Below are 15,980 nucleotides of genomic sequence, written 5' to 3'. Positions count from 1 at the left end.
AAACAAAAAGACATCCTTAAGAAATCCTAAGAATGTCTTTATGTTAACAGGGGGTTTTTCAGTGCCCTCGTGCTGATGCCGCTGGAGTCGCCACCTACATTTCAATCTTCAAAAGCAATGCGAATATTTTCCCTTAATATATTAAACTTCATTGAAGATTAATTAGTAGAAGCTTACATATCATTACCTGATTCATGAAAACACGCTATGATATAAAATTAGTAGTGAATTTTCGATCCTCTTATCAGCAGTTCTCACTTAATACTTATTGAACACCGCTATTCTTACTTCGAAGCTAACATGGTAGTGCTATAACGAAAGATTTTTTTCGCCTCATACTTCCAATCCTCAATATAAGAAAACTTTTACTTATAATCTTTAACACAAAAACAAAACCCAATCGCATTTTCACGATTGGGTTTTGTTGATTGCTTTTATGGTGCATTCGAAGATGCCTCGTCCGATTAGTTTGCCTAAATCGGTTACGGGTCCTGCATAAGGAATGTCTGCGCCGATTTGTGTTGCGGCTACTAGTAGGCTGTCGGTTGGTGTCCCTGTTGCAAGTGTTCCACTGTAGGGATCTAACACATGCATATGTTGGAGGGCTTTTGTTTTTGCTTCTGTTGCTGTAATCATCGCTTGGATAAAAGCTTCTTCTGAGAGTTTTCCGTTAATGATAATCCAGGTGTTGATTGTTCCAACCGGTGCTTGTCTCGTGTATTCGTATGATTTTGATACATCAATTGCGTTGCCAATTCCTGCAGTTACAGCTATTGTGATTTGTCCAAAGTCCCCATAATAATCGGAAATGACCACTTTTTCTGGTTGAATAGCTGTCATCATTCCGACGGTGTCGGTGGCGGACAACCCTTGCCTTTGTAGGTACTGAGTCATTTCTTCCATACTATTTTCTTGCTCATAGGTAGGCGGGACGTGTCGATTAACAAAGTTACGATACCAACCGGAACCTGCGTTGACTACTGCGGAAGATACGGTTTTTAGTGGATTTTCCGTTTGTAGAATCACAAAGTCTGATGTGATGCGGAAGTGTGTTTGATTAACCAAAGGCATGGTTTTTATACTTTCGATACTTGGCAAGAGCGTGATTTGCGGTTTGGGTAGTTCTGGATGTGGATGGCTGACGACTCGCGCTTTGTAGACGTCCATGATTTGTTCTTCTTTTAAAACGGCATGTGGTTCACCTATGTGTTGAATTGTTCCGCGGTCCATCATCAATAGTCGGTCGCAATATAGAGAAGCGAGATTGATATCATGGAAAACAGAGACGACGGTTAGTCCTTTTGTTAAGCAGAGCGTTTTAATGGTGTCGAGTAATTGCTTTTGGTGCGCGATGTCCAAATGGTTCGTCGGCTCGTCTAGCAGTAAAATCGGTGCTTTTTGCGCGAGTGCTTGTGCGACAAAGACGCGTTGTTGTTCCCCGCCAGATAACTCATCAAGGTACGTGTTTTCGTATTGCGTGATGTCCGTCAACTGCATGGCTTCGACGACAGCCGATTCATCTTCCTCTGACCAAGATGAAAATAATCCAGATTGATGGGGATAGCGTCCAAGTGACACCGTTTCTCGAACAGTATAAGTAAATGCATGTGCATGTAGTTGTGGCAAAACGGCCATTTGCTTTGCGAGTTGCTTCGATTGGAATGAAGTGAGCGGTTTCTCATCAATGTGGACCGTTCCAGTTAATGATGGGAGAATGCCGCTAATGACTTTTAGTAAAGTCGATTTCCCACTCCCATTTGGTCCAAGGATTCCAAGCATTTCCCCTCTTGCGACTGTGAATGATACATTTTTAACAACGGGTGCGCCTTGATAACCGCCAGATATTTGGTCGACCTGTAGCAAATTACGCACCTCCCGTTCGTCGTTGTTTGAAGAAAATAAAGGCAAACACTGGTGCGCCTAGAAACGCGGTAATGACTCCGATTGGAAGTTCAGTTGGTGCAATGATTGTGCGTGAAAGCAAATCACACAGAACTAACAATGATGCCCCATTTAAAAATGATAATGGGAGTAATTGACGATGGTCTGCACCTGAAACAAGTCGAATCATATGTGGGACTACTAACCCGATGAAGCCGATTGTTCCTGATACCGCGACTGCTGCTCCCGTTAAAATCGAGCCACCAGCTAAGATCATCATTTTTCGATTTTTGACGTTGACTCCTAGATGTTTCGCACGTTCTTCGCCGAAGATTAATGCATTTAACTCTCTTCGATTTAGCCAGAGTAATAGCGTTCCTATTATGATAAATGGCAACGCCATATTCACGTAATCCCACCCACGCATCGAAACACTGCCTAAAATCCAGCCAATGATTTGTCTAAGTTCTTCGCCAGTTAAGGCAATCATTAATGAAATGATGGAACCTAAGAATGAACTAAAAATAATTCCGGTTAAAATGATTGTTTCCATTTTCATGGATCGATCGACAAGTTTCGCAAACCCAATGACCGCTAACATGGTAATAAAAGCTCCTGCCATACTGAAAACGGGAAGTGTAAAGATGCCTAAGAACGGAATGGAAATGCCAAAAAACAAAATGATTACTGCGCCAACTGATGCGCCGGATGACACACCTAATGTGTACGGATCGGCTAGTGGATTTTTAAGCAAACCTTGGAATGCCGCACCCGCAATTGCGAGTGAAGCTCCTACTAAGCCGGCTAAAACAACACGCGGCATACGAATGTTCCAAAGTATATTAAATAATGCAGGATCCGCTTGTCGATTCCAGAGAGTTGATACTGGAATCGATACGGTTCCTATGGTCACACCAGCAATCACAGCCGCGATCAATACGCAGATGGAAACTGCATAAGCGATTCCGGTTTTATTCATTAAAAGCCTCAGGGTAAACATTTTTCGCTACAAGTTCTAATCCGTCTGCAAGGCGAGGGCCCATGCGTCCTGTCAAATCTGCATCCATGTCATGAACTGCTTTGTTTTTCACAGCCGTTACATCTGAAAAGCCATTTCGGTTTAACACAAGATTTACCGCGTCAGGTGTGTAATTGCCATAAGTTGTGAGAATGACATCCGGGTTTCGTTTGACGATTTCTTCTGGATCAATTTTAATCCAACCGTCTAGATCAGCTACTAAATTTTCTGCATTAATCATGTCTAACATTTCGTTCATGATTGTGTTTCCAGCAGGTGTGTAAATTTCAGGTTCCGGTGATACTTCCACGAGGACTTTCTTTTTCGTATCGACTTCAGCTACTTTGTCTTGCACTTCTTTAATTTTCGCTTTCATGTCTTCTACGATTTTTGCCGCTTCTTTTGTCTTGCCTGTTGCTTCCCCAATTTCGTGAATGGTTTCGTAAGTTGCGTCAAACGTTTCAGCATTTGTCACAGTGTACACCTGAACACCAGCGTCACGAAGTTGTTGTAGCCCTGCATCCCATGTTCCAAGTGCTGATTCATGCGCAAGTACTAAGTCAGGATTTAATGAAATGATTTTTTCGACGTTAAATTCCATCCCGCCGATTTTCTCTTTTGAAGCGGCTTCTTCAGGATAGTTGTCATAATCAGATACACCCACAATTTCTTCACTTAAGCCTAATGCGTACAAGATTTCTGTGTTACTTGGAATCATGGATACGATTGCTTTAGGTGCTTCTTCAAGTGTGACTTCATTTCCAGTCACGTCAGTGAGTGTCATTGGATAAGAAGCAGCTTTTTCTTCTTGAACAGATGAGTTATCCGTTGTGTTTTCTTTCGGTTGAGCGTCATTTTGTCCACATGCGGTTACTAAAGATAGAGCCATTAATGATGTTAGTGCTAATTGCCAAAACTTTTTCATTGGGTTTCCTCCTAGATGTTTGTGGTTTTTGAAGAACAAAAAATCCTCCGCGCAATGTCGGAGGATGGGAGGTTGAATTAAAGCAAGCACGCTTATGCGTAACTGCTGTCGATTCACACCATTCCTATCCTCGTAGGGTTGCTGAGTGTTAGCACGTAGGCAGGTCTCCTGGCTTGTGGTCAACGGATTGTGCGTCTTCCCAAAGTCGTTCGACTTCAGTGACTTGATGCACGTTCCTCACACATACAGTGGCGGGACCGCGTCGGATTTAAACCGACTTCCCTTTTAACTCTGCGATTGAAGCAGAGCACCTTCGTGTTAAAGCTATGTAATTCATTTTTCATTATACATGATTTGTTGAGCGTGTCGAGAGGCATTTTTGTGCGATTGAGATTGCTTTTGGAGGAATCGAGTAAAGCTTTCACTTTCAAGTGCCTACCTTTCACTTTAATAGAGGGATCTTTCACGTTCACACGCTAACCTTTCACTCAATTTCGTTTTCTACGCGCGAAAGCCCAGGAGTTTCCAACAGCAAAGGCTGCTTCAGGAGCTCCAATTAGCTCTTTTACGCTTCGCTTCTGAGAAGAACTTCTATTTTATAAACTTGCTCGTTCAAAGAGAGATCTTGCAATTTCATGCGAAGACCTTTAACTCATCTTTGTTAACCTAATTTTTTCAATAAAAATAGCCATCCCGCTTTAATTTAACGGAATGGCTATTTTATTTCATTTACATTTTCTCAGGTGCGCTAACGCCAATTAAACGAAGTGCATTGGCAATTGTTGTGCGAACTGCTGTGATAAGTGCGATACGTGCACGTGTCATGTCTTCATTTGAAGGATCCAACACTTTTTCTGCGTTATAGAAGCTATGGAATGTAGCCGCTACTTCTTGGATGTAATTAGCCACACGGTGTGGTGAGCGATTTTTCGCTGCATCCGCTACGACTTGTGGGAAGTCTCCCACTTTCTTCAGTACATCAATTTCTTTTTCAGCTTGCAATAAATTCAAGTTCTCAGTCGAAGCTGTAAAGCCTTGTTCCTCAGCTTGTCGTAAAATAGAACTGATACGCGCATGAGCATATTGTGCATAGTAAACCGGGTTTTCGTTCGATTGAGAAACAGCTAGATCTAAGTCGAAGTCCATATGTGAATCGCCAGAACGCATTGCGAAGAAATAACGCACTGCATCTAAGCCGACTTCTTCCACTAATTCACGCATCGTTACGGCTTTACCTGTACGTTTACTCATTTTCATTTTTTCGCCATCTTTATATAGTTGAACCATTTGAATAATCATGACTTCTAACGTATCACGGTCATAACCCAACGCTTGGATTGCAGCTTTCATGCGTGGGATGTAACCATGGTGGTCAGCTCCCCATATGTTGATTAACTGATCATATCCACGAGAGATTTTGTCTTCATGGTAAGCGATATCTGGCGTTAAATACGTAAAGGATCCGTCGTTTTTAATTAATACACGATCTTTGTCGTCGCCAAATGTTGTAGAACGGAACCAAGTCGCTCCCTCTTCATCAAACACATGTCCATTGGCTTTTAATTTATGCAAAGCGACTTCGATTTTGCCACCGTCATACAACGACGTTTCTGAATACCAGCTGTCGAAGTTGACACGGAAATCGGCTAAATCTTGTTGTAGCTTCGCTAATTCGATTTTCAGTCCATGTGCACGTAAGAAATCGAAACGGTCTTTTTCTGATTTTGCTAATAAAGCATCTCCATGTTCAGCTACGAGTGCATTGGCGATATCAATGATATCTTGACCACGGTATCCGTCTTCCGGCATTTCCATGTCTTTTCCTAACGCTTCGTTGTAGCGAACTTCTAGAGATAACGCTAAGTTATTGATTTGATTCCCAGCATCATTGATGTAATATTCACGAGATACTTGATAGCCTGCGAAGTCTAAGACATTACATAATGAATCCCCAACAGACGCTCCACGCGCATGCCCAAGATGAAGGTCGCCCGTTGGATTGGCCGAAACAAACTCGACTTGAATTTTTTCGTTAGCGCCAGCTTGTGATCGTCCGTAATTGGCCCCTTGCTCAATGACCGCTTTAATGACATCCGCTAAATAATCTTTACGTAGCGAGATATTCATAAATCCTGGACCTGCAATTTCAATTTTTTCAATTGGTGTATTTGTTGTATCTAGATTTTCTAAAATAGCTTCTGCAATTGCACGTGGTGGCATTTTGGCAATTTTCGTTAACTGCATCGCAATGTTTGTCGCGTAATCACCATTGGTTTTGTCTCTCGGTGTTTCCAAATGGATAGCGGGAACACTTTCTGTTTCTGATAATTTTGCTTTTATTACTGCTTGTTGAATAGCCGTCTTCACAACATGTTGTACTTGTTCTACTGCGTTCATGGCGATACCTCCGTGTAATTAAATTCGAGGGTGTATTCGCCAACTGGCTGTCCACCAACGATTAGTTCGTACTGAACCAGAAAGTGTCCCTGGTCGTCATTTAATTCAAACGTCATTTGACGTGTATTGGTTTTCACGTTTAATGTGCCAAATTCACTTTCATAATTCCCTGTTTGATCTGCCCCAATTAAAAATGGCAAACGCATATTAACGGCTCCGCTCCTAAAAATAAGTCCTTGACTTGACCCCATTTTAACAGTCGTTTTTATGACTTGTTGGTCTTGAATTTCTTCGTATTTTAAATAAGAATGTTCACCTTTTTCGATGAAGGTTCCAGAAGACCATAATTCATATATTTCAGGCTCTTCATTTGGCTGCTGAATGGTCGTCTTTAATTTCACTTTTACTTGTTTACTCATGACGTTTCCACCAGCTCCTTTTTATTGATAACCTTTTTATTATAAGCGATTTTAGCTCTTTATATCAATTAAACAATATATTTGTTCATTTCCTTACTTTTCAATACTCACTTTACTTGTAATGGATCGAATTAGGTATGATATACTAAATCTACCATACATACCAGGAGGAAAAAGGTCATGCTTCTAGAACTTATTGTCAACTTTTGTATTTTATTTTCATTTGCCGTTTTATCTTATTGGCCTTTTCAAGATCAAGTTCGATTTAGAATGCCGTTCCCTAATTCACATCCATACATGATTGGGTTTATGGCTGGCATAACTGGTTTTATTTTAATGGAATCTTCCATTCAAATAACTGATACGATGATTGTCGATTCTAGGCATGTCATCATTGTTATTGCCGGTTTATTTGGTGGTCCGATTGCTCCGATTATAAGTGGAATTATTATTGGTCTATCACGCATGCTTATGTACGATGTGACACCAATTTCCATTGTCGCTGGAGTCAATGCGATCACACTAGGGTTGGTCATTGGCGGATTCAGTTTTAAATTTCCAATGAACTTTAAAAATGCGAAGTACTTCTTTTTTTACGCAACCATCCAGACAAGCATATTAATTGGTGCACTGCTTTACCTTAATTACTCGAATTATATGTATATCTTGTATTTCATTTTATTTTCAACTTTCTCCTTTTTTATCTTAATGATTATTTTGGATGAGCTGAAAAATCACTTTGATCAAATCCGTAGAATTGAATTATTATCTGAAACTGATTATTTAACTGGCCTATATAACAACCGGAAATTTCATCAAATAACGAAAGCATGTATAACGCCGGAACAAAAACCTTTTTCACTCATATCCATTGATATTGATCACTTTAAAAAGGTAAATGATTTATACGGGCATCCTGTTGGGGATGAAATCGTAAAAGAATTAGCTAAGCGTCTAAAAAACTTAGTTTCCCCTAAGGAAGGCATAGTTGCGCGAAATGGTGGGGAACAATTTGCAGTGTTGCTTCCAAATGCACCACCTGCAATGGGCATTCATATAGCTGAAAAGATTCGATCGATGGTTGCTCGTGCAGATTTCCCTGTTTCTGGGGATAATGAAATTGGCATCACGGTATCTGTAGGTGTCAGTTCTTATCCAGACAACGGTTCCACTCTCCAAGAGTTGTATGGAGCTGCAGATAGCGCTATGTATGAAGCGAAAGCCATTGGCCGTAATCGAGTTTTTCATTATACAAATAAAAAAGCGTGAAGCTCTCTTGAAAAAGAAAGCTTCACGCTTTTCTTGTTTACTAGGAGCTGCTATGGAAAATGTTTCTTTTCAATCTACTTTTACTAGATTAGCCATCAAAATTACTAGATTAGCTGTCCAAATTACTTGAATAACCATTAGATTTACTAGATTAGATAAATAATTTACTAGATTCACGTACACAACTAGTGAATACAAAAGACCTTGAAACTTTAAACAGTTTCAAGGTCTTCTTTATATTTTATTTAACCCAACCAAGTAGCATTTCACGGATGAGTTTGCTTGCAGTGTTAGCTGTTTGTTCTGATGAATCGTAAATTGGCGCTACTTCAACTAAGTCGAAGCCCACTACGTTTACGTCAGAACCTGCAATTGCATGAATCGACGCTAATAATTCACGTGATGTAATACCGCCACAATCCACGGTACCTGTTCCAGGTGCATGTGCTGGGTCAAGAACATCAATATCAATTGTCACATAGACTGAACGTCCAGCAAGCGTTGGCAATATTTCTTTTAATGGCTCTAACACTTCAAATTTTGAAATGTGCATGCCATTCTCTTTCGCCCAAACGAACTCCTCTTTCATTCCAGAACGAATTCCGAATGAATAGACGTTTTTCGGTCCGATATGATGCGCGATTTTGCGAATTGGCGTTGAATGGGAAAGTGCTTCCCCTTCATACGATTCACGTAAATCTGTATGTGCATCCATGTGAATGATTGCTAGGTCCGGATATTTTGCAGCAACTGCTTTCATTACCGGCCAAGAAACTAAATGTTCGCCACCCATACCAACTGGCACTTTTCCGTCAGCTAATAATTTTGTTACGAACGTTTCAATTTCATCTAAGCTTTTTTGAGGGTTACCAAATGGTAATGGAATATCTCCAGCATCAAAATATTTCACTTCTTCTAAATCACGATCTAAATATGGGCTGTATTCTTCCAAACCAATGGATACTTCGCGAATACGTTGTGGGCCGAACCTAGAACCTGGGCGGTAACTAACTGTCCAGTCCATAGGCATTCCATAAATAACGGCTTGTGATTCATCATAATTTGGATGACTTTTAATAAACACATTGCCTGAATAGGCTTCATCAAATCTCATTCTTTATTCCCCCGCCAAGTCTTTTACGAACTTAGGTAGAACGAATGCAGCTTTGTGCAATTCTTTGGTGTAATACTTCGTGTCGATATCGTGGAAACGAGCATCTTCCACTTCTAATGGATCATATTTTTTAGAACCTACAGTGAAACACCATAAACCTGATGGATACGTAGGGATGTTAGCCGTATATAAACGAGTGATCGGGAAAATTTCCTTCACATCTTTTTGAACTTGTTTGATTAAGTCAGGAGTAAACCAAGGATTGTCCGATTGAGCGACAAAAATCCCGTCTTCTTTTAACGCTTTTGAAATTCCTGCATAAAAGCCTTTTGTGAATAAATTCACTGCCGGTCCAACGGGTTCTGTTGAGTCAACCATAATCACGTCATACTTGTTTTCTGATTCTGCAATATGCATGAAGCCATCGCCAACTTGAACATCTACACGAGGGTTATCAAGTTCAGATGCGATCGTTGGTAAATACTTCTTCGAGAACTCAATAACTTTGCCATCGATATCAACAAGTGTCGCTTTTTTTACTTGTGGGTGTTTCATGATTTCACGAATTACCCCACCATCACCACCGCCGACTACTAATACGTTTTCAGGGTTTGGATGTGTGAATAAAGGCACGTGTGCCACCATTTCATGGTAAACAAACTCATCTTTTTCAGAAGTCATTACCATGCCGTCTAGGAATAACATGTTGCCCCATTCAGCCGTTTCCGCCATTTCGAGCAATTGGAAATCCGTTTGCTCCGTATGCAAGGTACGGTTCACCTTCATCGTAATGCCAAAATTCTCGGTTTGTTTTTCTGTAAACCAAAATCCAGCCATAATTGCATTCTCCTTTACTTACGAGGTTAGTGGATCCGTTCCCGGCATGTAGCGAAAAGTGAACGCGGTCTGCCGAAAAACAAATACAGGAAAAGTATAGATGTTTTCAGCAAAAGTGCAACTATTTTTTCCTTTTTCGATCATATTTTTCGAAAATCCATCTATTTTATTCGCCAATATCCGCTATTTGTTTCACACTTATATCCGTTTAATATGAACCATTTGTTCACATACTAGCAAAAAGCTACAGTGAACGGAGCGATAACAAATGCGGCGGATCCAATATCAAAAAAAAATGCGGAGACACCAAAAAGTCCGCAGTATTATATGGGCTTCAATCGTCGTTGTGAGCGCAATTTGTACGGTTTTTTTAGCACTTCGTATTTATGCTCAAATACAAGGACCGCCTTCACTTGCGGTATCTAAAGCGACTGTGTTTTTAGATCGTAACGGTCATTCAATCGGTGATCGTTTTTCAGAACAACGACGGTACTGGGTGTCCCTTGATGAAATGTCACCTTATATTAAATCGGCGATAATTGCTACGGAAGACCAAGAGTTTTATGAACATAACGGGTTTGACTATACCCGAATCGCCTCGGCTTTATTAAAAGATGTAAAAGCGATGCGGAAAGTCGAAGGTGCTAGTACCATCACGCAACAGTATGCCCGAAATTTATATTTGACTCATGACAAAACCTGGACTCGAAAAGCACGTGAAGCGTTATACGCTTATCGAATGGAGGTTTTTTACGACAAAGAAGAGTTGCTTGAAGGGTATTTAAACACCGTCTATTTTGGTCATGGCATGTACGGTGTGGAAGCCGCTAGTAGATTTTATTTTGGAATACCAAGCAAGGATGTCACACTCGCACAAGCTGCTCTTCTCATTTCAATACCAAAAGGACCGAGCTCATTTTCTCCATTAGTAAATGAAGAAAAGGCTTATGGTCGACAAGCATTGGTTCTTTCATTGATGAAATCTCAAGGAATAATAAATGAGGAACAACAAAAACGCGCGAAAGAAGAACCGATTGTTTTGAAGAATAAAGAATGGATTGCAACGAAAAGTGTAGCCCCGTTCTTTTTAGATGCTGCATGGCAAGAAGCTGAAAAACTATTGAAAAAAGAAGGTCGAGCCATAGCAGAAGGCGGATGGACGATTGAAACTACTTTGAATCAACACCATCAACAATCAGCGGAAGAAGCGGTGGCTGCGTGGATGCCAGCGAATGGATTAGAAGTCGGATTTGTTAGTATGGAACCGAATACAGGAGATGTTACTGCTCTCATCGGTGGCCGCAATTATACAAACAGTCCTTATAATCGTGTCACACAAGCGAAACGACAGCCTGGATCGACGATAAAGCCAATTCTCTATGCTGCAGCTTTAGAGGAAGGGTTCTCTCCCCTAACATTTATGGAAAGCGAGAAAACCATTTTCACCTATGACGATGGTCGATCGCAGTATGAACCGAAAAATGTAAATGGTGAGTTTGCAGAACATCCGATTTCATTAGCACAAGCTTTAGCCATTTCGGATAATATTTACGCAGTGAAAACACTAGAAAAAATAGGCTATAAACCTTTCGAGCAAATGATGAAACGTTTTGGTGTCGATGCTACCATTCAGCACACACCTTCGATGGCTCTTGGAACAGCCGAAGTAACTTTGAAAGATTTAACAGGCGCTTATAACCAACTAGCGAGTGGCGGATTGAAAAAACCACCTCGAACGATTTTATCAATCAAAGACAGTGATGGAAAAACCATTTTTGAAGCAGAGCCACAAGAACGTAAAGATGAAGAACAAATCATGAAAGCAGATGATGCGTTCATCTTGACTCATTTAATGACGGGCATGTTCGATCCAGTATTTAACGATTATGCGCCTGCCACTGGTTTATCAATTCGCAGTAAACAAACACGTCCTTATGCCGCTAAGTCTGGAACAACGATCTCAGACCAAGTCATCATCGGGTATTCTCCTACTTTAACGGCTGGTGTTTGGAATGGATACGATCAAGCTACTGAGTTAAAACTTGCTGAGGATCATCAAGCTACCAAAAATATATGGATTGATTTCATGGAAAAAGCGCACCAAGGGTTAAATCCTGAACCCTTCCTTCCACCTAAAGGTGTCAGAGGAGTTATTGTGGATATTGAAACTGGCGGTCTCGCAGTTTCATCTTGTTCAAAACAACGCTTGTTATATGTGAAGGAAAAGGATGTTCCAAAACGATTATGTACGGATACAAAATTGAAACGTTCGCTCGTCGATGAAATTAAAGAACGCAGCGGAGAAGTGAATATGGACTCTGACTTCTGGTCGATCTTCCCGTTTTCATTGTTTGACGAATGATTAGGCAGTTGTGCGCGGATACTCGTCCGGTTTATGAGGATACTCGTCACTTTTGGGGATTTACTCGTCAACTCTGATGATTTACTCGTCACTTTTAGAGATTTACTCGTCAACTTTACCGATTTACTCGTCAAACATCTTTATTCAATCAAAAAAGCTTTCTCTTCCACGGAAATGTCTCCGAATGGAACAGAAAGCTTTTTTGGTTAGCGCGACATGAGAAACATGGGGCATTCGGCTTGGGTTGTCACAAATGTCCCACAACTCTCATGTACAAACGCGTTTCCAATTGTCCTAGCTCACTATTAAATAAGCTATACGTTCAGTTTACTTGCTTTTGTGACGAGATTCAACAATATATCCCATCAAGTATAGAATGTCACATTTTGTACAACTGTTTGGAATTATTATACATTTAATTCTTGGTGAAGTTTTTCTTCGCTTCTCTCCCACATTTCAGGGTTATGTGAAACAAGAAACTCTTTCAAGATTTTTTTAGATTCATCGTCCATATGTTCAACAATGATATGACGTTTCATCGATTTATCCATACGATTCACATGATCAGCTAACAGTTTGAAACCTCTTCGTTTTTCGCGGTTAATAACCATTTCACAACCGGTAACTCCAGCATAGTAAGGTCCTTCAGCTTTATGGTCAATGGTTACCCAGACAAGCCAAAATAGTTTGCCCCCTGCAGAATCTTCGCGATTGGTTGTGAATTTAATTCCACGCTCCGTATCACTTCGTGCATGCATCGCACCTATTTCAACTTTTGCCGTTTTTTCTTCGACATCGATGATTACAGGTGACACATGTTCAAGTGTAAGCGATCCAATTCCAAAACCGCCATGTCCGTCGGTAGGATCATTTTTTATGATGGTGAATCCAAGTTTTTGTTTAGGCTTTTCTTCATTTGTCATGCGTATGTCACCTCCGTTCTGTTATTATAGCGAATATACAAACTTTTGTGAAAGAGGAGGACCTCCAATGCCTTATGTAACTGTAAAAATGTTAGAAGGTCGCACTGACGATCAAAAAAGAGCGCTTGTTGAAAAAGTATCTGCGGCTGTTGCCGAAACTACGAATGCACCTATTGAAAATGTTGTGGTATTCATTGAAGATATGCCAAAGAATCACTACGCTGTAGCAGGTAAACTATTCAGTGATAAATAACATGTAAAAGGAACCGTTTTTGCGGTTCCTTTTTTATTAGTTTTGTTAAAGATATTCCGCAAAACAGCTGCGCTTTCCGCGGGCTTGCGCCGAACTAACTCGGACAAATCGTCCGAGTGGATTTCGGCACTTCGCTATTCCCGCTGGAGTCTTCGCTTTTTTGCTCCATATCTTGAAATTATGAAGGATTCAATAATGAACTTTGACTTACTATTTGAAGACTATTCATGTCATTTCTAATTAATTCAAACACGTTTCTAATTCGTTAATGAAAGTGAACGCTTGCGTGATTTCTTCTTCAGAGAAATTGAGTTTCCCTTTCACGACATGAATTTTCTCAATTTGTTGTTCACGTGAGAGGTGATCGAAGTAAAGCAGTGTCGATACGAGTTCTAGAAACCTTGAGCTTTTCTCGTTTAAATGGTCGACACATACTGATAATTTTGCATGACTACGATTCATCGATGTTAAAAATTGTTGCCCCTCATCCGTACAAGCGTAGGTGTATTTCACATATGAACCTTTGTCTTCTAATTGCTCAGCTAAAAAACCCATGCCGCATAATTCTTCAACACGCAATGTCAGTTCCTCTGAATAGGGACCGTATATATGAAATTCATATTTTTCGTGGAAAGGCATTTTCATTTTTTTCGCAATGTACACCATTTTTTGAAGTTTTTTTCTTCCGCTTACTTCACCAGCAAGATGAATAAATTCTACGAGTTTTGCATGTTCTTCTAACAAAAAAGGCACCTCCAGCTTATCCTTTGAGTACTTGTAATATTTGTTTTTTCAATGCTTTCTTTTTACCATCTGGTGTTATTAAATCTTCAGGGAAATAAAGCTTGTGATCCGAACGGCGTTTTCCTGAAATTGCTTCTACAATTTCAGAGGATCTGGACAATTCACGGAGCTCATCATTCGGCATTAACAAATGAATTGGTACTCGTTCTCCTTCTTCACCAGGTCTGTAAAAGTCATAAGGCAAATCTGAAGAAGAATCAAACACTAAGTAATAGTCAGGATTAATTCCTGCTTTTTTAAATAGCTGCTCAAGCTCAGACAATTTCCGATAATCTTTTGCAGGATCAAATTCGATGTATTGGAAAAGCTTTCGATTAACAAATCGATCACATAAATCGGCTAAGATTTCATCTTCTTCTTTCATCCAAGCTTGGAAATAAGTCATCACAATTCCTTCATCTAAAGCTAAATATTCTTCTAAATTGAAGCTGTGATTAAAAAAGCTTTTAAAGTGATGAGGTTCAAAACTAAATTGATAATCCGTTTGACTTAATTCTTTTGCTCGATGCAGTGCTTTTGTTAAAATCACTTCTGCACTGCGTGATACGGGGTGAAAATACACTTGCCAATACATTTGGTAGCGACTCATAATATAGTCTTCCACAGCATGCATCCCACTGTATTTAATCACAACTTGTTCTTCTCTCGGACGCATAACGCGTAAAATTCTCTCCATATCAAAATGGCCATAACTTACACCCGTAAAATACGCATCTCGCAGGAGATAATCCATTCGGTCTGCATCAATTTGACTTGATATGAGACTAACCGCTTGTTTATTGGCATAAGTTTTCGCTACAACATCCGACACATCTTGAGGGAATTGAGGAGAAACTTTGCTTAAGATCGCATTAATTTCCGTTGGTCCAGTTAAAATTTCTTGTGTGAATTTTTCATGATCAAGGTCAAACACATTTTCAAATGCATGAGAAAATGGACCATGTCCTAAATCGTGTAATAATGCGGCACAAAGCACAACCAATCGTTCAGACTCGTCCCATTCTGGACGCCCTTGAAAAATGTCATCAACAATTCGTCTAACAATTTCATAAACCCCTAACGAATGATGGAACCGACTATGTTCCGCCCCATGAAAAACTAAATAGGTTGTCCCTAATTGTTTAATGCGACGCAATCGTTGAAATTCTTTTGTGCCGATTAAGTCCCATATGACTTGATCACGTATATGTATATATCGGTGAACGGGATCTTTAAAGACTTTTTCTTCAGCCATTTTCTGCGTTGCATAACTCATAAGAATCCCTCTTCTCTGGCAACTTTTTTCTTGATTTTATTATAACAAGTAAAGTCTGAATGACCACACTATCCGTGAATGAAAAATGGAAAAAATAGTTTATATAACAATTACAACTGAGACTGCGATTATTCTAACTGAATTCGCTATTTTTCTAACCGAGATCGCCAAAATTTTAACTGAGCTACCAATCTTCATTCAAAAAAGAAACACCACCAAATTTGGCGGTGTTAGATTGTTATTTTTAGTTTAGTACGGACTTTTTCCATTAGCTCTTCTTCTGTCAGCGCTGCCACTGGGCGATTGTTCACAAAGGCGAATGTTTTTTTGCGGCCAGGACCGCAGTAAGACTGACATGCGATATCAATCGTTGCGTTCGGGTCGATTTCATTTAACTTTGGAATCAATGTTTTTAAATGGACGGCCTGACAATCATCGCAAACTCGAAATTCGTTTGCCATTTGTCAACAACCCCTTCTACACATCTTTTTGTCTACGAATTCTATTCGTCATTGTACCGTAA

At 40.0% G+C, this 15,980-nt stretch carries 14 protein-coding genes and 1 riboswitch; of the genes, 3 read left to right on the top strand and 11 right to left on the bottom strand.

Annotated elements, in window-relative coordinates; translation table 11 throughout:
• Positions 1-408: 408 nt before the first annotated feature.
• The 5 genes from ACHUE4_RS15825 to ACHUE4_RS15805 form a co-directional block, all read right to left on the bottom strand.
• The gene (locus ACHUE4_RS15825; protein ID WP_394191792.1) at positions 409-1,863 is read right to left on the bottom strand and encodes an adenosylcobinamide amidohydrolase; all 1,455 of its coding nucleotides are present in this window, start codon (positions 1,861-1,863) and stop codon (positions 409-411) included.
• A gap of 1 nt (position 1,864) precedes the next feature.
• Positions 1,865-2,860 (bottom strand): FecCD family ABC transporter permease, encoded by a 996-nt coding sequence (locus tag ACHUE4_RS15820; protein WP_394191790.1) that lies wholly within the window; start codon positions 2,858-2,860, stop codon positions 1,865-1,867.
• A complete protein-coding gene (locus ACHUE4_RS15815; RefSeq protein ID WP_394191788.1) occupies positions 2,853-3,824 on the bottom strand; it encodes an ABC transporter substrate-binding protein in 972 nt (323 codons plus the stop codon). The genes ACHUE4_RS15820 and ACHUE4_RS15815 overlap by 8 nt, the downstream gene beginning before the upstream one ends.
• Positions 3,825-3,965: 141 nt before the next feature.
• Positions 3,966-4,154: riboswitch (cobalamin riboswitch) on the bottom strand.
• A gap of 399 nt (positions 4,155-4,553) precedes the next feature.
• A complete protein-coding gene (gene argS / locus ACHUE4_RS15810) occupies positions 4,554-6,221 on the bottom strand; it encodes an arginine--tRNA ligase (RefSeq protein ID WP_394191786.1) in 1,668 nt (555 codons plus the stop codon).
• The gene (locus ACHUE4_RS15805; RefSeq protein ID WP_394191784.1) at positions 6,218-6,640 is read right to left on the bottom strand and encodes a YwiB family protein; all 423 of its coding nucleotides are present in this window, start codon (positions 6,638-6,640) and stop codon (positions 6,218-6,220) included. Before ACHUE4_RS15805 ends, argS begins: the two co-directional genes overlap by 4 nt.
• A gap of 180 nt (positions 6,641-6,820) precedes the next feature.
• Between ACHUE4_RS15805 and ACHUE4_RS15800 the strand changes: the two genes are divergently transcribed.
• Positions 6,821-7,909, top strand: coding sequence for a GGDEF domain-containing protein (locus ACHUE4_RS15800; protein ID WP_394191782.1), 1,089 nt, complete (start codon positions 6,821-6,823; stop codon positions 7,907-7,909).
• A gap of 241 nt (positions 7,910-8,150) precedes the next feature.
• Here ACHUE4_RS15800 and speB read toward each other — a convergent pair whose 3' ends face one another.
• Together speB and speE are read right to left on the bottom strand one after the other, a co-directional pair.
• Positions 8,151-9,023 (bottom strand): agmatinase, encoded by an 873-nt coding sequence (gene speB, locus ACHUE4_RS15795; RefSeq protein WP_394191780.1) that lies wholly within the window; start codon positions 9,021-9,023, stop codon positions 8,151-8,153.
• A 3-nt stretch (positions 9,024-9,026) separates the two neighbouring features.
• Positions 9,027-9,860, bottom strand: a complete 834-nt coding sequence (gene speE / locus ACHUE4_RS15790; RefSeq protein WP_394191778.1) for a spermidine synthase — start codon at positions 9,858-9,860, stop codon at positions 9,027-9,029.
• A gap of 268 nt (positions 9,861-10,128) precedes the next feature.
• On the opposite strand from speE, the gene ACHUE4_RS15785 reads away from it, so the two are divergent.
• The gene (locus tag ACHUE4_RS15785; protein ID WP_394191776.1) at positions 10,129-12,222 is read left to right on the top strand and encodes a transglycosylase domain-containing protein; all 2,094 of its coding nucleotides are present in this window, start codon (positions 10,129-10,131) and stop codon (positions 12,220-12,222) included.
• 407 nt (positions 12,223-12,629) lie between these two features.
• Here the strand turns inward: ACHUE4_RS15785 and ACHUE4_RS15780 are convergent, their stop codons facing one another.
• A complete protein-coding gene (locus tag ACHUE4_RS15780) occupies positions 12,630-13,145 on the bottom strand; it encodes a YwhD family protein (RefSeq protein ID WP_394191774.1) in 516 nt (171 codons plus the stop codon).
• Between the two features lie 67 nt (positions 13,146-13,212).
• Between ACHUE4_RS15780 and ACHUE4_RS15775 the strand changes: the two genes are divergently transcribed.
• A complete protein-coding gene (locus ACHUE4_RS15775; protein WP_394191772.1) occupies positions 13,213-13,398 on the top strand; it encodes a 2-hydroxymuconate tautomerase in 186 nt (61 codons plus the stop codon).
• Between the two features lie 240 nt (positions 13,399-13,638).
• Here the strand turns inward: ACHUE4_RS15775 and ACHUE4_RS15770 are convergent, their stop codons facing one another.
• The 3 genes from ACHUE4_RS15770 to ACHUE4_RS15760 form a co-directional block, all read right to left on the bottom strand.
• Positions 13,639-14,142 (bottom strand): YwgA family protein, encoded by a 504-nt coding sequence (locus ACHUE4_RS15770; RefSeq protein ID WP_394191770.1) that lies wholly within the window; start codon positions 14,140-14,142, stop codon positions 13,639-13,641.
• A gap of 16 nt (positions 14,143-14,158) precedes the next feature.
• Complete coding sequence (locus tag ACHUE4_RS15765) at positions 14,159-15,457, bottom strand: HD domain-containing protein (RefSeq protein ID WP_394191768.1); 1,299 nt, start codon at positions 15,455-15,457, stop codon at positions 14,159-14,161.
• Positions 15,458-15,687: 230 nt separating this feature from the next.
• Positions 15,688-15,918: a YuzB family protein gene (locus tag ACHUE4_RS15760; RefSeq protein ID WP_394191766.1), complete on the bottom strand. Its 231-nt coding sequence runs from the start codon at positions 15,916-15,918 to the stop codon at positions 15,688-15,690.
• Positions 15,919-15,980: the final 62 nt, after the last annotated feature.

Origin of the sequence: Paenisporosarcina quisquiliarum, from assembly GCF_043641925.1 — a bacterium.
In the GTDB taxonomy this organism is placed as follows: domain Bacteria; phylum Bacillota; class Bacilli; order Bacillales_A; family Planococcaceae; genus Paenisporosarcina; species Paenisporosarcina quisquiliarum_A.
This window is presented reverse-complemented; position numbering and strand designations above follow the sequence as displayed.